This window comes from Clostridium sp., from assembly GCF_022482905.1.
Lineage (GTDB): Bacteria > Bacillota > Clostridia > Clostridiales > Clostridiaceae > Clostridium_B.
In genome coordinates, this window is record NZ_JAKVOI010000001.1 from 1,144,222 (window position 1) to 1,163,478 (window position 19,257).

Annotated in this window: 21 protein-coding genes; 17 read left to right on the forward strand and 4 right to left on the reverse strand. The window is 34.1% G+C overall.

Going from position 1 to position 19,257, the window contains the following annotated elements; translation table 11 throughout:
- Positions 1 to 6: 6 nt before the first annotated feature.
- Positions 7 to 930, reverse strand: coding sequence for a metal ABC transporter substrate-binding protein (locus LKE46_RS05690; RefSeq protein WP_291719249.1), 924 nt, complete (start codon positions 928 to 930; stop codon positions 7 to 9).
- Positions 931 to 1,079: 149 nt separating this feature from the next.
- On the opposite strand from LKE46_RS05690, the gene LKE46_RS05695 reads away from it, so the two are divergent.
- The 14 genes from LKE46_RS05695 (at position 1,080) to LKE46_RS05760 (ending at position 12,503) form a co-directional block, all read left to right on the forward strand.
- A complete protein-coding gene (locus tag LKE46_RS05695) occupies positions 1,080 to 1,484 on the forward strand; it encodes a NusG domain II-containing protein (protein ID WP_291719250.1) in 405 nt (134 codons plus the stop codon).
- A gap of 182 nt (positions 1,485 to 1,666) precedes the next feature.
- Positions 1,667 to 2,776, forward strand: coding sequence for a YibE/F family protein (locus LKE46_RS05700; protein ID WP_291719252.1), 1,110 nt, complete (start codon positions 1,667 to 1,669; stop codon positions 2,774 to 2,776).
- A gap of 102 nt (positions 2,777 to 2,878) precedes the next feature.
- Positions 2,879 to 3,934, forward strand: a complete 1,056-nt coding sequence (locus tag LKE46_RS05705; protein WP_291719254.1) for a stage II sporulation protein P — start codon at positions 2,879 to 2,881, stop codon at positions 3,932 to 3,934.
- A 98-nt stretch (positions 3,935 to 4,032) separates the two neighbouring features.
- On the forward strand, positions 4,033 to 4,512 hold the full coding sequence (locus LKE46_RS05710; RefSeq protein ID WP_291719255.1) for an S-ribosylhomocysteine lyase: 480 nt from the start codon (positions 4,033 to 4,035) through the stop codon (positions 4,510 to 4,512).
- Between the two features lie 66 nt (positions 4,513 to 4,578).
- The gene (locus LKE46_RS05715) at positions 4,579 to 5,118 is read left to right on the forward strand and encodes a nitroreductase family protein (protein WP_291725580.1); all 540 of its coding nucleotides are present in this window, start codon (positions 4,579 to 4,581) and stop codon (positions 5,116 to 5,118) included.
- A 44-nt stretch (positions 5,119 to 5,162) separates the two neighbouring features.
- Positions 5,163 to 6,629, forward strand: coding sequence for a PLP-dependent aminotransferase family protein (locus tag LKE46_RS05720; protein WP_291719257.1), 1,467 nt, complete (start codon positions 5,163 to 5,165; stop codon positions 6,627 to 6,629).
- 93 nt (positions 6,630 to 6,722) lie between these two features.
- Complete coding sequence (locus LKE46_RS05725; RefSeq protein WP_291719259.1) at positions 6,723 to 7,373, forward strand: LysE/ArgO family amino acid transporter; 651 nt, start codon at positions 6,723 to 6,725, stop codon at positions 7,371 to 7,373.
- Positions 7,374 to 7,525: 152 nt separating this feature from the next.
- The gene (locus LKE46_RS05730) at positions 7,526 to 8,158 is read left to right on the forward strand and encodes a YhbD family protein (protein ID WP_291719260.1); all 633 of its coding nucleotides are present in this window, start codon (positions 7,526 to 7,528) and stop codon (positions 8,156 to 8,158) included.
- A 1-nt stretch (position 8,159) separates the two neighbouring features.
- Positions 8,160 to 8,945 carry a polymer-forming cytoskeletal protein gene (locus LKE46_RS05735; RefSeq protein ID WP_291719261.1) on the forward strand — a complete coding sequence of 262 codons (786 nt, stop codon included), beginning with the start codon at positions 8,160 to 8,162 and terminating at the stop codon, positions 8,943 to 8,945.
- A 150-nt stretch (positions 8,946 to 9,095) separates the two neighbouring features.
- Positions 9,096 to 9,950 (forward strand): Rossmann-like and DUF2520 domain-containing protein, encoded by an 855-nt coding sequence (locus LKE46_RS05740; protein WP_291719262.1) that lies wholly within the window; start codon positions 9,096 to 9,098, stop codon positions 9,948 to 9,950.
- Positions 9,950 to 10,774: a 3-methyl-2-oxobutanoate hydroxymethyltransferase gene (gene panB / locus LKE46_RS05745; protein ID WP_291725581.1), complete on the forward strand. Its 825-nt coding sequence runs from the start codon at positions 9,950 to 9,952 to the stop codon at positions 10,772 to 10,774. The genes LKE46_RS05740 and panB overlap by 1 nt, the downstream gene beginning before the upstream one ends.
- 38 nt (positions 10,775 to 10,812) lie before the next feature.
- Positions 10,813 to 11,667 (forward strand): pantoate--beta-alanine ligase, encoded by an 855-nt coding sequence (panC, locus tag LKE46_RS05750; RefSeq protein ID WP_291719264.1) that lies wholly within the window; start codon positions 10,813 to 10,815, stop codon positions 11,665 to 11,667.
- Positions 11,668 to 11,685: 18 nt separating this feature from the next.
- Positions 11,686 to 12,069 carry an aspartate 1-decarboxylase gene (gene panD, locus LKE46_RS05755; protein ID WP_291719266.1) on the forward strand — a complete coding sequence of 128 codons (384 nt, stop codon included), beginning with the start codon at positions 11,686 to 11,688 and terminating at the stop codon, positions 12,067 to 12,069.
- A gap of 104 nt (positions 12,070 to 12,173) precedes the next feature.
- Positions 12,174 to 12,503 (forward strand): HesB-like protein, encoded by a 330-nt coding sequence (locus LKE46_RS05760; protein WP_291719268.1) that lies wholly within the window; start codon positions 12,174 to 12,176, stop codon positions 12,501 to 12,503.
- 107 nt (positions 12,504 to 12,610) lie between these two features.
- On the opposite strand, the gene LKE46_RS05765 is transcribed toward LKE46_RS05760, so the two are convergent.
- The 3 genes from LKE46_RS05765 to LKE46_RS05775 form a co-directional block, all read right to left on the reverse strand.
- Complete coding sequence (locus LKE46_RS05765; protein WP_291719270.1) at positions 12,611 to 13,561, reverse strand: 3D domain-containing protein; 951 nt, start codon at positions 13,559 to 13,561, stop codon at positions 12,611 to 12,613.
- Between the two features lie 190 nt (positions 13,562 to 13,751).
- The gene (locus LKE46_RS05770; protein ID WP_291719273.1) at positions 13,752 to 14,717 is read right to left on the reverse strand and encodes a polyprenyl synthetase family protein; all 966 of its coding nucleotides are present in this window, start codon (positions 14,715 to 14,717) and stop codon (positions 13,752 to 13,754) included.
- A 32-nt stretch (positions 14,718 to 14,749) separates the two neighbouring features.
- Positions 14,750 to 16,621, reverse strand: a complete 1,872-nt coding sequence (locus LKE46_RS05775) for an FAD-dependent oxidoreductase (protein ID WP_291719275.1) — start codon at positions 16,619 to 16,621, stop codon at positions 14,750 to 14,752.
- Positions 16,622 to 16,806: 185 nt separating this feature from the next.
- Here LKE46_RS05775 and LKE46_RS05780 point away from each other — a divergent pair, with 185 nt between their 5' ends.
- The 3 genes from LKE46_RS05780 (at position 16,807) to LKE46_RS05790 (ending at position 19,086) form a co-directional block, all read left to right on the forward strand.
- Positions 16,807 to 17,313 carry an FMN-binding protein gene (locus LKE46_RS05780; protein WP_291719277.1) on the forward strand — a complete coding sequence of 169 codons (507 nt, stop codon included), beginning with the start codon at positions 16,807 to 16,809 and terminating at the stop codon, positions 17,311 to 17,313.
- A 64-nt stretch (positions 17,314 to 17,377) separates the two neighbouring features.
- On the forward strand, positions 17,378 to 18,313 hold the full coding sequence (locus LKE46_RS05785) for a 1,4-dihydroxy-2-naphthoate polyprenyltransferase (protein WP_291719279.1): 936 nt from the start codon (positions 17,378 to 17,380) through the stop codon (positions 18,311 to 18,313).
- Between the two features lie 38 nt (positions 18,314 to 18,351).
- The gene (locus tag LKE46_RS05790) at positions 18,352 to 19,086 is read left to right on the forward strand and encodes a class I SAM-dependent methyltransferase (RefSeq protein ID WP_291719281.1); all 735 of its coding nucleotides are present in this window, start codon (positions 18,352 to 18,354) and stop codon (positions 19,084 to 19,086) included.
- Positions 19,087 to 19,257 lie beyond the last annotated feature (171 nt).

Consider the following 19,257-nt stretch of genomic DNA (forward strand, 5'->3'; position numbering starts at 1 on the left):
ATCAACTTATTTCAAACTGTTATAAATCATTTCAAGATTATCCTTCATGCTCTGAATATAGTTTTTATTGTCTTCCTTGCTTTCAATTGTGTATATCTTTTCAACCTTTGCTCCTACTTCTTTGGCAAGTGTATTGGAAACTTTAGGACTTACCATGTCTTCTACAAATATGGTTTTGATTTTATTTTTCCTGCAGTACTCAACCAATTCTTCAAGTTTTTTAGGTGAGGGCTCACCTTCAGCAAACACGCCTTCTACACTATTTTGTTTCAAATTGTAGTCCCTGCACAAATATGCAAAAGCTGCATGACCTGTTACAAAATTTTTATTTTTTACCGAGGCGAATTTTTTATTATATTCATTGTAGAGATCATTAAGCTGCTTTGAAAAGTCCTCGTAGTTCTTTTCATAGTAACTTTTGTTTGAAGGATCTGCCTTTATCAGAGCATCCTTTATGTTTTTTGATTGAATTTCAGCACCTTTTAAGCTTATCCATAGATGAGGGTCATATTCACCATGTTCTTTTATTTCGTCAGCATCGGTGTTCTTGATTGGATCTGCTCCCTTTGATGCATCTACTGCAATCAAATTTTTATTTCCCGAAGAATTTATAACATCATCTTTCCATGATTCCATTCCCAATCCACTGTATACAAATATATCTGCATCGTTTAAAACTTTGAGATCTTTTGCAGTTGGCTCAAAATCATGGGGTTCGGTACCATTTGGAATCATTGTTGTAATATCTATTTTATCCTTTCCAATAGCTGATGCAAATTCTCTCATTGCATTGAATGATACGACTACTTTTATTTTGGACTGCTTTTCATTTGCTGTATTTGTTTTGTTTGCATTACCGCATCCAGAAAAAATGAACATAATACATGCAAGAATTATGCTTAATATAGATAACCTATTTTTTTTGAACATCCTGGTTCCCCCTTAAAAATATATGTAAATGCAACTAAGTTGCATTTACATATATAATACATGACAAAATAAATTTTGTCAATAAATACAAAAATACGTATTGACATTTATATAATATAAAGTATTATATAAAAATAGGTGAGGCGTATATGAAAAAAGGAGATAAAATTGCAGCTGCATTTATAGGTATATTGATTATTGCAAGTATAGTGGCAAGCTTTTTATATATGGGATATGGATATAAGCTGCATAAAATTGCTGTTATAAAGGAAAATGGCAAAATAACAAAAATTATAGATTTGGATAAAGTGAAATATGGTTATGAGTTTACTGTAAAGTACGATAAAATTCATTTTAACAAGGTTGAAGTTGAGAAAGGAAGAATCCGCATTTCGGATTCAGACAGTCCTCAAAAAATAGGAATGAAGATGGGATGGATATCAGAACCCGGTGAAAGTGTAATATGTATTCCATATAAGCTTGTAATAGAGATAGAAGGGAAGAGTTCAGAAAAGAATAATATTGATGCTGTTGTAGGGCAGCCTGGCAGTTGATAAAATTTATAAAGCATCAAAATATAGTTTGTGTTTAATCACTATATTTTGATGCTTTATTTTTTTGTTGAAAAAATTTTAACGCTTGTAGAAGTTATATTTGAAACATTATTGAATAGTATTTATTAAAATTAGATTAAGGGGTGATGGTATTGGTTAAGAAATTACATAAATATATTTTTATGGCAGTATTTATATTGATATTTATTGCATGTCCTATCTTTGCAGAAGCAGACGGCATAAGCAGCACAGAAAATACCTCAAGTGAAAACTCGAATTTAGTTAGGGCCAGGATTATACAATCATCAGTCAAAAATAAGGGGGGTATGGATGCCGGAGATAAAACTCTTGTAGTAAAAGAGCAGATTTTAAAGATAAATATAATAGAAGGAAAACATTCAGGAGAAAAATTGGATGTTACCCATGATATGCAGCCATCAAAACCTGACAATATAGAGTATAAAGTTGGTGATGAGGTATTTTTATCAATAAGTGAAGGTGCTGATGGAAGCATAAATTCAGCAAGTGTGTATCAGGTCGTAAGAGATAAACCACTTTCCCATTTACTATTTCTTTTTATATTTTCCATGGTTTTGATTGGCGGATTCAAGGGAGTAAAATCATTGGTGTCACTTGGAATAACGTGCCTGATTATATTAAAGGTGTTTCTACCTTCTATTTTACAAGGACATAATCCTATAACGCTTTCCATATCAATTTGTATAGTTATAACGATAATCAATTTGGTTATAGTAAGCGGGTTTAATAAGAAGACTACTGCTGCGATTTTAGGTACAAGCGGAGGTGTCATTATATCAGGCATCATAGCTTTTATGTCAATAAATTCAGCAAGGGTTTTGGGAGTTGGAACGGGTGATGCCCAGCTTCTTATGGACACACCATTAAAAAATCCACTTAACTTTAAAGCTATTTTATTTGGCTCAATACTTATAGGTACATTGGGGGCAGTAATGGATGTAAGTATGTCCATAGCTTCCACCATGAAAGAATTAAGGGAGAACAATCCTGGCATGCCGCGTGGAAAAATAGTAAAAGCGGGAATGAGTGTAGGAAGGGATATTATGGGTACTATGGCTACAACCCTTATATTGGCATATATAAGTGGTGCAATATGCCTGGTTTTAGGATATATGGCGAACAACAGCACATTTGTCGATATAGTGAACCAGGATATGATAGCCTGTGATATAATAAAGACTTTTGCCAGCAGTATAGGATTGATATTTACTATTCCTATTACAGCATTTATATATTTAATTTTGGACTGTTAGTTATTTAATATAATTCTATATCATATAAATTAACTGATGAGAATAAATGTACAAACTAATGAAGGGGAGGGAAGCGGCTTTTAAATCTGAAGCAGCGAGTATATGAATTATAGGAAATTTAGCAGGAGAGACAATCCAAAATTAGAAATTTTGACTTTAATTATAAGTCTTGTATTTGTAATAATTTTGCCATATTTAGTTGAGGCAAGTAATAATACCAATAAGAACGTTAGAGGAAATATGTTTTATGTGCAGGTGCTGAACTATGCAATGCCGGCAGTTAAAGCTACTTGCTTCAATGAAGATGATATGGCCGAAAACAGTTTTTCTCTAGACAACTCACCTCTGGAGATTTTCAGCATAAATATTAGAAATCCACTGTCAATACTGGGAAGAGAAATGGCTTTTTTAGGTCTTGATGTTTCAAATAACAGTATTGATGAATTTAAATTGGACAATAAGCAGGTAGCCAAAGCGGGAGACAGTGAAAATTTGAGCAGGGGAAGCAGTTCAACCACATCAAAGGGAAGTGATATATTTGATCCAAGTCTAAAGAGAACCATGAATAAAGAAAAACCAGATGTACTTATATACCATACCCATACTACAGAAAGTTATAAACCAGGAGGAGCGAACAGCTTTGATGATGATAAAAATGTATGTGCAGTAGGTGACCAATTGGTGGCGGAGTTGAATAAATACGGCATATCCGCAATAAATGACAAGACAGTGCATGATGCAGAAGCATATACGCAAAGTTACGCAAGATCTTCTGTTACTTTGGACAAATATTTGAAGAAATATGGAGACTTCAAGCTAATAATAGATATGCACAGGGATGCTACGGAAAATAAAAATTCAGTTACAATGAATATAAACGGAGAAAATATATCCAAATTCATGCTTGTGATGGCAAGAAAAAATCCTCATTTTGACAAAAATATGGCGTTGGCAAATCAAATAGTTAATTTGGCAAATCAATTGTATCCAGGATTATCAAAAGGAGTTTGCTACTATAATTATGGTACTAGATATTTCAATCAGGACAAGAGCAACAATGCAATACTGCTGGAAGTGGGAGCGGATCTAAATACTACAGAAGAATCAAAAGCATCAATGAAATATATGGCCAGGATACTTGCCCAGATTATAAAATAAATAATTGCAGCTATCATGCTTTTAATTTACTTGAACTATAAAAAGTTGTAATATTAATGTATAGAGCACGACAATCATTTTTACAGGAGGTAATTTTAATGGAAAAGATAGCAAGTTTTACAGTTAACCACCTCAAGCTTAAACCGGGTGTATATGTTTCAAGAAAGGATAAATTTGGAGATACAGTTATTACTACTTTTGATATAAGAATGACCAGCCCGAATGATGAGCCTGTCATGAATACTGCAGAAGTTCATACTATCGAACATCTGGGTGCAACTTTTTTGAGAAATCACAAGGACTTTGCTTCTAAAACAGTATATTTCGGACCAATGGGCTGCAGAACAGGATTCTATCTTATTCTTGGTGGAGATTATGAATCAAAGGATATAGTAGGTTTATTGAAGGAAATGTATAGATTTATTGCAGACTTCGAGGGAGATGTACCTGGAGCTGCGGCAAAAGACTGCGGTAATTATCTGGACATGAATCTTCCTATGGCCAAATACTGGGGTAGGAAATATCTTGACGATGTATTGTCAGATATATCTGATGAAAGATTAAATTATCCAGATTAGTTTGTACTAAATAATAGCAGGTGATAAATTGTGATTGCCTGCTATGGTAAAAAGGAGTGGCTTCGATTGATGAGGGAAATTGAAATACGCAGAAGTATAAGAAAATACAAGGATAAGGCAGTCAGTGATGATAATATAAAACGGCTGCTGGAAAGTGCAAGGCTGGCACCGTCGGGCAGCAATACCCAGCCCTGGCGGTTTATTGTGATAAAGTCGCAAGATATGAGGGAAAAGATTTCTAGGGTGTGCCACAATCAGCAGTGGATGACAACTGCGCCATTATTTGTAGCCTGTGTAGGTGATATGGAATCTAGAATTGGAGATGGAGAAAATTCTAATATAGATGAAACAAGTCCTGAAGAGGAAGTTAAACAGATAATCAGGGATACTGCAATTGCATCGGAGCATATTGTCCTCGAGGCACAGGAGTTGGGACTGGGGGCCTGTTGGGTTGCATGGTTTACCCAGAAGGATATAAGACCTGTTTTGAATGTACCTGAAAGTAAATATGTTGTAGCCGTACTTGTAATTGGATATCCGGATGAATCACCGGAACAGAGACCAAGAAAGAAGCTTGAGGATATAGTTCATTACGAAAAGTGGTAGAAATATCATTTCAAGATAATTGGGGAGTAGAGGAGGAGTTCAACTTGCATAAAGATACAGAAAAATGGATTCCCGATAAAAAATCACTTGTTCCCATATATAAACAGATAATTATGTATATAAGAGAAAAAATATCTACGGGGCAATGGACTATAGGTAAAAAACTCCCCACACAGAGAGAAATGGCAAAAAATTTCAATGTAAACAGGAGTACGGTAATAGAAGCACTGAATGAGCTAAAATCAGAAGGACTTATAGATGGAAAGGGAGGCAGAGGAACTGTAGTTGTAAATAATACATGGTCATTACTGGCATCGATTAACAGGCCTGACTGGGACAGTTATATAAAGTATGGTATTTATAAGCCGAATTTACGTACAATTCAGATTATAAACAAACTTGAATTTCAAAATGACATAATTCGTATTGGAACTGGAGAACTTTCTCCGGAGCTGTTTCCATGTGATATGATGAAAAAGATAATGAACAGAATTTCAGATAAGATATATTCTCTTGGATATGAAGAGCCCAAAGGCTCCTTGTATCTTAGAAAGATAATAGGTGAATATGTAAAAAAAATTGGAATAAATGCTTCTCCAGAATCCATTTTAATTGTATCAGGATCTCTTCAGGCACTTCAACTGATTTCCACGGGGATTTTGCAGGTGGATTCCACGGTAATAGTGGAAAAACCGTCATATTTGAAATCACTTCGCATTTTTCAATCTTCAGGAATAAACCTGAAAGGCGTTCCAATGGATCATCGTGGTATAAAAATAGAGGAACTTGTTAATTCAATTGATCGTAATACATCACTGCTGTATTCTATACCGACCTATCATAATCCTACTGGTGTAGTTATGCCGTTAAGCAGGAGAAAAAAATTGATGGATGTATGTATGATAAACAGGATACCAATTATAGAAGACGATGCATACAGGGAACTTTGGATAGATGAAGTTCCGCCGTATCCATTAAAATCAATGGATACAAATGGAACGGTGCTGTATATGGGAACTGTGTCGAAATCACTGGCACCTGGATTCAGAATAGGATGGATTATAGGACCTGAACCTGTTATAGAACGTCTTGGAGATATAAAAATGCAGAATGATTATGGAGCAAGCTCAATTTCACAGATCGCTATAGCGGAATGGATGTCCAGCGGACTGTATGATAAATACATGGATGAACTTCGCAAGGATATAAAAAATAGAAGAGATAATGCGCTTTATATGCTGAAGAAGTATTTTCATGATATAGCAACATGGACAAGACCCAGCGGCGGCTTTTATATATGGATGAAAATAAATTCTGGAATATCAGTAGACAAGCTCTTTTCCTATGCATGTAAACAGGGAATACTTATAAATCCTGGCAGTATATATGATTTTTCAAAGAACTCCTTTATAAGAATTTCCTATTCATATGCCTCATATTCTCAAATGGAGTTTGCTTTGAAAAAACTGTCTGATATAGTTAGGAGTATGATTAAATCCTGCCGAGGTTAAATCTTTGGTTGGGTTGAATTTTTAAAATTTGGTTGCAGACATATAGGCAGATACTTAATATAATTAAAGAAAAAAGATCGACAGGAGGGAATTATGTCAGTAGAGAATTTTTTCCATGGATTGATATTGGGATTTGCCTATACTGCTCCAATAGGAATGCAAAATATGTATGTAATAAATTCAGCCTTGAACAATAGGAGACTTAGAGCCTGTATGACAGCAGCAGCCATTGTGTTTTTTGACTGTTCACTTGCCATAGCATGTTTTTTTGGAATTGGTTCCATAATTGAGAGGTCAATATATGTTAAACTAATTATTTTGTTTGCTGGATCCATTGCTGTTGTGTGTATCGGTATAAAGCTTATAATGGATAAATCCACCTGTATTAAAGGAAAATATACAGATGATAATTTTACAAAAATAGTGATTGCAAGCTTTGTTGTGACATGGATGAATCCACAGGCTATTATTGATGGATCACTTTTGCTTGGAGGATTCAGGAGCTCACTTGCATTATATGATGCCAATTTTTTTATAATGGGAGTATGTGCAGCTTCAATTATATGGTTTTTTATGTTGACAACTGTTGTAAGTACCTTCAAATATAGATTCAATAAAAAAATAATACGATTTATAAATGTAGTCTGTGGTTCAATTATAATTTTGTATGGATTAAAACTTGGAGTTAGTTTCATTTCCATGGCGGAGTATAGTATTCCCGCCATTTTTATATACCTCGTCTGAAATTTCACCCATGAGTCCAGTGGAAGAATCGCCGTATACAAGATCTATATGTTTTTTTGTCATTTCCTTCTTTATAAGTAAATTACCAAAATACAAACACTCATTTACAACATAACAATGTTATGTTACACTATTATTAAGGAGTGAGATTTATGGAGGAAAATTTAATTTCTAAAAAAGAACTTCTGGAATTAAGTAATATATCTTATGGACAGCTTTATAGATGGAAACGGAAAAAATTGATACCCGAGGAATGGTTTATAAAAAAATCTTCTTTTACAGGTCAGGAAACTTTTTTCCCAAGAGAAGAAATGCTTGGTAGAATAGAGAGAATAAAAAGTATGAAGGATGATATATCCTTGGATGATATGGCACAAATTTTTTCTAATAGAGTTTCAAATATTAAAATTTCTCATGATGATCTTATTGAAAAAGGCATTATTATGAAAAATGTTTTGAAAATGTATAGTGATTTTAATGCTGATTTTTCTATTTATTCATTTAATGAAGTATTATACATGGATATACTGCAGGAATTTCTTACAGTAGGTAATATATCAGTGGAGGAAAGTAAAATTGTAATTCAGACCTTACAGGACAATTACAACAAATATTCCGGCAGAAATTGTGAGATAGTTTTTGTGAGGAAAATTGGGGTGGGAGTGTGTTTTATTTCACTGCTTCCAAATGAGATTTGTTTTGATAATTTATCCAAGGTAATTATGAGACTGGATATTGGTAAAGTTATAGAAAAGCTGAAATTAAAAATTGAGGAGCTGTTTTAAAATGGAAGAAAGAAAAGATCTTAAGATTTCAGGTTCGGGAAGTGTTGGAGGAGGAATATATAATGAAGTGAAAATTAGCGGTTCGGGAAAAATCAATGGGGATATAGACTGTAAATTTTTGAAGGTAAGCGGGTCTGGTGAAATACAGGGAAGTGTGGTGGTAAATGGGGACATCAAGTTTAGTGGATCAGGCAGAATAAAAGGAAATATTAAATCGGATAGAATAGATATAAGCGGTTCCATGAAGGTTGAAGGAAATATAGAAAAGGCTGATGAGTTTAAAGCAAGCGGATCATCCAGTGTTTCAGAAGATGCGAAAATTGCAAAGATGAAGATATCTGGAAGTAGCAGTGTAGGTGGAAATTTATATGCGGAAGAAGTAGAAATATCAGGAGGAATAAATGTAAAAGGGGATTGCGAAAGTGAAAATTTCAAAGCGCATGGATTTATACGAATTGGAGGACTTTTAAATGCGGGCCAAATAAATATGGTTCTGCATGGAAAATCTGTGGCAAGAGAAATAGGGGGAGAAAATATAAATATAAGGATGTCAGCATTTGATGAATCAATAGTAGGAAAGCTTTTAAGGTCCGCATTTTTTTATAAAAAAGAACTTGTTGTCGAATCCATAGAGGGAGATGACATATATCTTGAAGGAACTACAGCTGATATAGTTAGGGGAAAAAATATTACCATAGGAAGGGAGTGTAATATAAATAGAGTAGAGTACAGCGGCAAGATAAATATTATAAATGGTGGAAAAGTTGAAAGACAGGTTAGAATTTAAGCAAAATAAATATTTGAACACGAAATCAACATGTGATAAAATTAACATGGGTAGTATCGTTTTGAACTGCACCAAAAGTGTTATTAATTTAATATTAAGGTCAAATGGGGGTAAGTATAAGCTATTTACTACGAAAGCGACGGTGATGCTGTGAAGTCGAGTATTGGTTTTATTGGTGCCGGAAGAGTAGGCGTAAGCTTGGGCAAGTATTTTACTATCAACGGATTAAATGTAAAAGGTTATTATAGCAGAAATGTAGATTCAGCAAAAGAAGCAGCTGAATTTACACATACAAATTTTTATATGGAATTAAGTAAATTTATTGAAAATTGTAATGTTATTTTTATAACTACTCCCGATGACATTATAAAGAAAATTTGGAATCAAATTAGAAAGTATAACCTCAAGGGTAAGATTATATGCCATTCAAGTGGTTCCTTATCTTCATCCATCTTTTCAGATATTAACACTTCAGGAGCGTTCGGATATTCTATCCATCCGATGTGTGCTTTTTCAGACAGATTCAGTACTTATAAGGTTTTAAAAAAAATTTATTTTTCAATCGAAGGTGATTCTAAATATTTGGTAACATTGATTTCTATTTTCAAACATATGGGAAATAGAGTACTTTTGCTTGATAAAACAAAAAAATCTCTATACCATCTTGCAAATGTCACAGTCTCGAATTTGGTACTTTCACTTTTAAATATAGGATGTGAGTATTTGAAAGAGTGTGGAATTGATGAAAAAGATTGTATAAATGCACTTATGCCTTTGATTGAAAGCAACATATCCAATATAAAAGAGACAGGTTTTACCGGTGCTCTTACAGGGCCTGTTGAACGGAGGGACATTGAGACTTTGAAGCATCATCTTGATGTCATACCAAATGAAGACATAGAATTGTACAGGCATTTGTCCATGAATCTGGTTAAATTATCTGAAAAAAAACACGGGGGAAATGATTATACGCTGGTCAAAAAGAATTTGGAGGTAAAAAGATGATGAAAAAAGGTGTTTCAACTTTTATGGATGCAAAGCGCAAAAGTGAAAAAATCACCATGCTTACGGCCTATGACTATTCAATGGCAAAGCTTGTAGACGAATCTGGCATTGACGGTATTCTGGTTGGTGATTCACTTGGAATGGTCTGTCTTGGCTATAAGGATACCTTAAGTGTAACCATGGAAGACATGCTGCACCATATAAGGGCAGTTTCAAGAGGGGCAAAAAATGCTCTTGTAGTTGGAGATATGCCATTTATGTCATATCAGAGTTCTGTATATGATGCAGTAAAAAATGCAGGAAGGATTATACAGGAAGGACAGGCAGGTGCTGTAAAGCTTGAAGGTGGAGCTTCTGTTTATGAACAGGTAAAGGCTATTGTAAAATCACAAATTCCGGTAATGGGACATATTGGGCTTACACCTCAGTCTATAAATATATTTGGGGGATTCAAGGTCCAGGGGAAAAACGAAATGAATGCCAGAAAAATAATAGAGGATGCAAAAAAATTGGAGGATGCAGGTGTGTTTTCTATTGTACTTGAAGGCATTCCGTACAAACTGGCGAAAATTATTACCGAATCTGTGTCAGTACCGACTATAGGAATAGGTGCAGGCAAATACTGTGATGGACAAATACTTGTATATCAGGACATGCTTGGACTTTTCAATGATTTCAAGCCTAAATTTGTGAAATACTATGCAAATGCCGGACAGATTGTAAGAGGGGCATTTAAAGATTATATAGAAGAAGTTAAAAGTGGAAGTTTCCCTGATGAGGAACATAGTTTTAAAATAGATGACAGCATCATAGATAAATTGTAGTACTTTGTACACTAGATATAAGAAGGAGAATGAAAGTTATGAATACAGTACATGAAATAGATGAAGTAAGAAGTCAGGTCAAGACATGGAGAAAGCAGGGATTTACCATTGGACTTGTTACTACCATGGGTTTTTTGCATGAGGGACATGAAAGTCTCATTAAAAGGGCGGTTTCAGAAAATGACAGGGTTGTTGTAAGTGTATTTGTGAACCCTACCCAGTTTGGACCAAATGAAGATTTTAAGACTTATCCAAGGGATATAAAGAGGGATGCGGAACTTTGTGAAGGTGCAGGAGCAAATTTGATTTTTAATCCAGAGCCTTCAACCATGTATTATGAAGATTCAAGCACAGTTGTCAATGTAAATGGGCTGACTGAAGGACTGTGTGGCGCAAGACGACCTGTTCATTTTGGCGGGGTTTGCCTTGTCGTTTCAAAATTTTTTAATATTGTAACCCCGGATAAGGCCTATTTTGGAGAAAAAGATGCACAGCAGCTTGCAGTTATAAAAAGAATGGTTAGAGATCTCAATTTCGATATTGAAATAGTAGGATGCCCTATAGTAAGAGAAGCTGATGGACTTGCCAGGAGTTCAAGGAACACCTACCTTTCCGAAGATGAGAGAAAGGCGGCTGTAATACTTAACAGAAGTCTTGACAAGGCAAAAAAGTTTTTGAATGCAGGAGAGAGAAATGCCGATAATATAAAAAAAGTGATTGTTGAAAAATTGAATTCGGAACCACTTGCCAGAGTAGATTATGTTGAAGTGGTTGACAGCCTGAATTTAAAACCGGTTTTAAATATTGACAGGACTGTTTTAATTGCAATAGCTGTCTATATAGGTAAAGTAAGGCTAATAGATAATTTTACCTTTAAAATACAGAAAAACTAATGACCAGGGAGGATAATTATGCAGTTAAACATGCTTAAATCAAAAATTCACAGGGCAACGGTTACGGAGGCAAATCTGAATTATGTTGGAAGTATAACGATTGACAGAAGATTAATGGAAAGTGCAAATATACTTGAATATGAAAAAATTCAGGTTGTGAATATAAATAATGGAAGCAGAATTGAGACCTATGTGATAGCTGGAAAGAAGGACAGCAGGACAATTTGTCTGAATGGAGCAGCTGCAAGATATGTACAGCCTGGTGACAAAGTTATCTTGATGACTTATTGTCAGATGGATCAAAATGAAGCCAGGGACTATAATCCAATAGTAGTGTTTGTAGATGAAAATAATTCCATAGTTAAAGTAGATAACCATGAAAATCACGGAGAAATAAAATAAATTATCAATATTGGTTAAAAAATATTTGGTAAATAATAAAAATGATGATATAATAATTACTAAATTATCATGTGATTGTATTAAAGTTGGAGGAGGTTATCGCTATGAAATTTATGAGAATAAGTGATAAAGCTTATGATGAGTTTAAGAGTTTCTTGGATTCCAGTAATGTACAGGATTATAACTTGAGAATAAGGTACTTGGGGACAAATTGCGGCGGACCGGTATTTAATATTGATGTTGGACAATTGGAGGATGATGATATTTCAGATAAAATTAAGGACATTAACTTTATTGTTGCAAGAGATGTAATAAATGTATGTGGTGGATTTTCAATTTTGTCCAGTGATGAAAATATGGGAAGAGGTTTGGAATTGAAGCCGTTTATAGATCCGCCTTCCGGATGCAGTGGATGTTCAAAGTATAATGTATAGATAGTTTTATATACTTAAAAACAACCCGGTAATTTGAATTGCCGGGTTGTTTTATGCAAAGTACTCTATACTTATTACAGCATATTTATGCTGACAGATTAATTGTTTTAATTAAGTATATGAATTTTGACAGACCTCATTCCCCAGCTTTGGGCATCGGATCTGGAAGGGAAAAACAAATCTATCCTGTTTCCGCGAATTGCACCTCCTGTATCGGCTGCTATGGCATATCCGTAGCCTTCAATGTAAACTCTTGATCCCAGCGGTATAACTCGTGGATCAACAGCTATTATACCCTTTCTTGTGGACATTCCCGAAGCAGTAATTCCTCCATCACAATATGCAGTCGCATTAACAGTAAAGGAACCCGAGCTTGTAACAGAAATAGATCCTCCACGGGATAATCTGCTTGACATTGTATTGTGCATGGTATTTAGAGCTAATTGTCTGGAATTTTCTTCAGCAATCAAGTCACTTTCTTTTTTTGATTCCTGTGCAAGAAGTTTCTTCTGAGTACTTATCTCTGAACCCAATTTTGCCAGAGTAGCTTCATTTGCCGTTTTTAAAGCATTGAGCTTTTCTTTTTCAGAAACTAGAGCCATCTTTTGGGATGATATAATTTCCTGGTTTCTTTTGAGGTTGTCTAAAATATTTTTATCAAATTTCATTATTTTAGATATTGTATCTACTCTGGAAATAAAATCGTTTATATTGTTGGATGTCAAAAGAATTTCTGCATATCCTCCTATACCGCTCATATACATCGCCCTTGCACGTTTTTTGAATAACTTGTTTTGAACTTCAGAACTATCTTCTATAACTTTTAACTTTTTTTCAGTAGTTTGAATGTTTCTAGCTATATTGTTCATGGATTTTTTATTCTGGTCAATTTTATCTATAACAGAATTGATTTGTGTATTTAGCTGTTTGACTTTTGTTTGCAATTTTGCTTTGTTATCTTGTGTTTGTTTTAATTCATTTGATGAAGCAAATACACTGCTGTTTATCATGACAGTGAATGCCAGAATCATAATCGCAGATAACGCTTTTTTCCTCATTTATTTTCCTCCCTATACCTGATTATAGGACTAAATTATCAGGCAGCCCTATATGAAAAAATAACATTGGTTTCTATTATAACATTAAATGCAGCAGAAACTCAAGTTTTTTTAACAATATATACCAATACATGGAACGAAGTACATAAATAAGTATATTAATTTATCCGTGAAAAAATTCAGGCAATAATCAATAATATCTTTTCAAAAGATGTTCTGTTATATCCTTGAAAATATGTTTATAATTGTTTTCAGGTAATTTATCTATCATACCAAGAGCCTTTCTTGTGTATTTTGAAGCCAGTTCAATAGATCTTTCTATACCATTGTGCTGCTTTACAATATATATCAAATTACGGACGTCTTCATCTGAAAAGTATTTTTTTGAAAGGTAAGGTTTAAATGAGTTCTTATCTTCCATTGCGGCGTATATGAAAGGAATGGTAAATATTCCCTGGCTTATATCTGAAGAAGGTGATTTTCTAAGAGAGGTTTCATCACCTGTATAATCCAAAATGTCATCTATTATTTGAAAAGACATCCCTATATTATGTCCAATTCTCCAAAATTGTCTGCATAGGGCATCACTGCAGCCGCTTTCTGCGGCACCTATATAAAGTGCCAGAGAAAATAATTCAGCAGTTTTTCCTGAAATTCTGTTCAAATAATTTTTAACTGAAATAGAACTCTCAAATTTTGAGTTGAACTGATCTATTTCGCCTATACAGATTTTTGACATTGAGTTGCTGTTGATTTCTATATTTTTCAAGGAAGTCATAGAAGCAAGTATTTTGAAGCACAGGCAGAATATATAATCTCCTATATAAACAGCATAATCTTTTCCATATTTCGATTGTACACTTTCTTTGCCGCGTCTCAATTTCGAATCGTCTATTATGTCATCATGCACCAGGGTTGCCATATGGAAAAATTCTATTACGGAAGCAAGCGGTACTGTTCTTTTCAAATCATGATCTCCGAAATGGGAGGATATTATTACGAAAGCCGGCCGCAGCATCTTTCCGCTGGAATAAATCAGATCCCTGATGGCCTTCTCTATTTTCTTGTCCTTGCATTTGGAGTTTTTATTCATGAACTCAACTACAGATTCAAGTTCACTTTTTACAATTCTATAGTTATCCCACAGTTTATCCATATAAGTAAGACCCCTTGAGTATATATTTGAAATTACTGCCGATACATCGGAATATTTTTGCCAAATCTCCAATTGCTTATTTTATCACGAATCCAGGGTATTATGAAATAATCCATGCCAAAAGTTCTTCCTGCACCGCCCATGAGTGCAATTGCTCCAAAAATGTACCAAAGTGTTTCCCAACCTGCCATTGCGGAAAGAACAAAGTTTATTACAAGAAATACTGAGGCTGCACTGGCTAGAAAGGTTAAAAATCCTGCAATTAAAGCCAGACCTATGAGTATTTCAGCAATTACAACTGTCCTTTGGAACCATAGTGCTGCAGTCTGATTGGGTATGAATATATTCATGATCCAGTTGTAAAAATCAGGTATATGATTGAATATTGGCTGGGTCTGTGAAGCAGAGGTAGAAGATGAATTCTTTACAGCTTCGGTAGCTCCTGAGTTTGCAGCTGTATGCAGCCATTCAAATGGAAGATTCATATTTCCGCTTTTCATCCAGCTGTCCTGTGCAATTCCATTTTTTAATGAGCTGAATCCCTGTGAATTCCATGTGCTTTCTCCTATAAATTTATGCAGCCCCTCAAGTACCCAAAGGCATCCAATAAATATTCTTAAAGGAAGAAGCCAAAGCCTGTTTGCTTTTGAGGAAAGGTGACCTCTCATTAGGCATCTGCTGTCTTTTATTGAAAAAAATTCATGAATTAAATAATGATAGCACGCATTTATTCCATTTAATCCGAACAGATAGTGCAAATTCACCAGATGCTTTATGAGCACAGCGAAGAATCCGGATAACTTTATACCTGATAGACTGGCCACACAGTATTTACCGCCAAGTGAAACCATAAATCCATGGTATTTTGGCCTGAATTCAATGCTTTTGGTATTTTCTATCTGGGAAATTATATTTTTAGCTATTGTTTCACCTGACTGAAGTGCAGTTTCAACTATTTGAGGAATAGCTTTTCCATTATCGTATTCATAATAACTTGTATCTCCACCAGCATATATATTGTCTTTTCCAAGCACCTGCATTTTGGAGTTGGTTTTAATTCTTCCGGATTTACCGGTTTCAAGTCCATAACGGGAAACTTGTTCGCTGGCATGTATTCCGCATGTCCATATGAGTGTATTTGTCTGTATTATGCTCCCATTTTTTAATTCTATGCTGTCCCTGCCGACTTTTGTGATTGGAGAATTCTTTAGTATTTTAATATCGTGTTTTATCATATAGGATTCTGCCTTTGCAGATTGATCTTTATCGAACAGATTTAATATATCTGGCTGCGCTTCCACAAGCATCAAGTTTACTTCATTTTCATCTACACTGTATTTTTTCGAAAGGCTTGTTTTCCATTCTGAAAGTTCTCCTGCCATTTCCACTCCTGTGAAACCGGAACCGGCAACTATGAAATTGAGCATTCTTCTTCTTGCAGTTGAGTCTGTTTCCATGGAGGCTCTTTTAAACATATCTATAATGTGATTCCGTATTTTTATGGCATCTTTTAATGACCAGAGTGTAAATCCATTTTCCTCTACACCGGGTATGTCGAAAAATGCAGGTTCGGCACCTGTGCTTATTACGAGATAATCATATGTATAATTTTCATTGTTGGTTTTGACAGTGTTTTTTTCCATGTCTATATTCTCTACACAGGCATTAACAACTTTTACACTGGATCTGTGAAAGATTCTATTAAGTGGAATTTTGACGGAATCTTCAGAAACCCTCCCTCCAGCCACTTCATGCAATTCAGTCATCAAAGTATGAAAGGGTTGTCTGTCAATCAATATAATTTCGATATTGGTATTGTTCCTGTATTTCATATTTAATTTTTGGGCTGTACGTATTCCAGAATATCCTGCTCCTAAAATAATAATACTTATATTTTTATCCATAAAAGCACTTCCCTTGATAATGTTTTATACTTAGAATTTTACATTTATTTTGTGGACATGTCTACAAAATTTGTAGAGTTTTTGTGAATTAGGAAAATTGTCTTTTTACTGTATAACTTGTACAAGTTGTAGTATAATTTAAGTGTGAAAGTAAAACGTTTTAAAATTGGAAAGGTGGAGCATATATGAGAAAAAGGTCTTTTTTAAGTATAATTATTTCAGCTTTAATGATTATTGCACTTTTTACCGGATGCGGAGGAAATACCCAGACAGATCAAAAAACTGATAAATCAAACACATCTACCGAAAAATCAGAGGCATTAAAAGATGGAGATTATAAAGCCGAAGCCCAGAATTTTGACAGCAAGGGATGGAAGCCATTTGTCCAGATTCAAGTTAAAGACGGTAAAATTGTCTCAGCAAAATATGATTATGTAAACAAGGAAGGAAAATATATAACTCAAGATCAGGATTATAATAAAAATATGTCAGCTAAAACTAATGGCATGAATCCGGTCAAATACAGCAAACAACTGGCAGATGACCTGGTAAATAGGCAGGATGCCTCCAAAGTTGACACTGTAACAGGTGCTACGGAATCTTCAGAGATTTTCAAGGAATTAAGCGAGAAACTAATAGAAAATGCAAAAAAGGGAGATACAGCTGACCTTAAAGTAGGTATCTCAGAATAATATTTTGCCTTAGGCTTTGAAAGTCTAAGGTTTTTTATATAATATCCAGGGTGGTGTTTTCGTTTTGAATTTAAAAGATTTTTTAGAATTTGTGGAGATCAAAACAAAAGTTGCAAGTATTATACCATTTTTTTTAGGTACTATCTATTCCATATACAGATATGATAGTCTAAGGACAGTCAATTTTTTTATAATGCTTGTTTCACTGATAAGTTTTGATATGGCAACTACAGCTATAAACAATTATTGTGACTATAAAAAAAGAGTTTGTACAGATGATGAAAAAATAGGAATCATATCCTCGGGAAAATTAAAAGAGTCAACTGCACTTGCTTTAATAGCAATACTTCTTGCAATTGCAGTTATATCGGGAATAATTCTGACAATCCATACAAATTTGATAGTATTTTTTATAGGAGCAGCTTCTTTTTCTGTAGGTATATTCTATACTTTTGGCCCCGTACCAATATCAAGAATGCCTCTTGGAGAAATATTTTCAGGATTTTTCATGGGGTTTGTAATAGTATTTTTGTCGATATATATAAATACATTCGACAGCAATATTATTTTGTTCTCATATAACAGTGGAATGTTGAACTTGAGTATAAACATTATTGAAATTATATATATTTTCCTGATTTCAATATCATGTATAAATGGTATTTTCAATATAATGCTTGCCAATAATATATGTGACTTATCAAAAGACACTGCAAACGATAGATATACTCTTGCATATTATATTGGAAGGAAAAATTCACTCCTATTGTTCAAATTCATGTATTATATTATATATGCAGCAATAATATTTTTAATTGTAATCGGGGTCTTGCCCAAAATATTTTTAATGTCACTATTTACATTTTTTATGGTTGATAAAAATATTAAAATGTTTTGCAGCAATCCGGTAAAAAGCAAAACTTTTATACTTTCCGTTATGAACTTCACAATAATCAATCTAGTTCAAATTGGACTTATGTGTATTACTATAATCTTTTAGCTGTGGAATTGGAAGTAAAATAGAATGGAGATATCAAAATGAAACAAAATAAATATGATGATAAAATTTTCTTTGAAAAATATAGGAATATGGATCGTTCAAAGAAGGGGCTTGAAGCTGCTGGGGAGTGGCATGAATTAAGAAAAATGCTGCCTGACTTTCATGGCAAGAAAGTTTTGGATTTAGGCTGTGGTTTTGGATGGCATTGCCGGTTTGCCATAGAGAATGGCGCAAAGTCAGTTATTGGAATTGATATTTCACAAAAGATGCTAAATGAAGCAAGGGACAAAACAAAATCAAAATATATACAGTATATACGTATGCCGATAGAAGACATTGATTTCCCTAATAATTCCTTTGATGTTGTTATCAGTTCCCTGGCTCTTCATTATGTTCAATCATTTGAAGATGTTTTAGACAAGATAAACAAATGCATTTCAAATGGAGGAGAATTTATATTTTCTGTAGAGCATCCTGTTTTTACTGCCCAGGGACCTCAGGACTGGCATTACGATGATAGCGGTAATATCATGCACTGGCCAGTTGACAATTATTTTACAGAGGGTATGCGTAAGGCCAATTTTCTAGGCGAGGAAATTATAAAATATCATAGAACATTGACAACATACTTAAACAGCCTAATAAAATCAGGATTTGAAATAAAAGGTGTTGTTGAGCCTAAACCTGCACATAACTTACTCAATACTGTTCCTGGAATGTTGGATGAATTACGCAGACCAATGATGCTGCTTGTATCGGCAATAAAAAAATAATTAAGACAGGTTATATGGAGTTTAAAAGTCATATTATTACTGAAATTTATAAAAAGTGTGGGTTGATTTAGGAGTATCATATTGATAAAATTTTATCGATATGATACTCCAATTTTATCAATATGATACTTTTTTAAATATAAGTATTGGAAATGCCATAAAAATAATTGG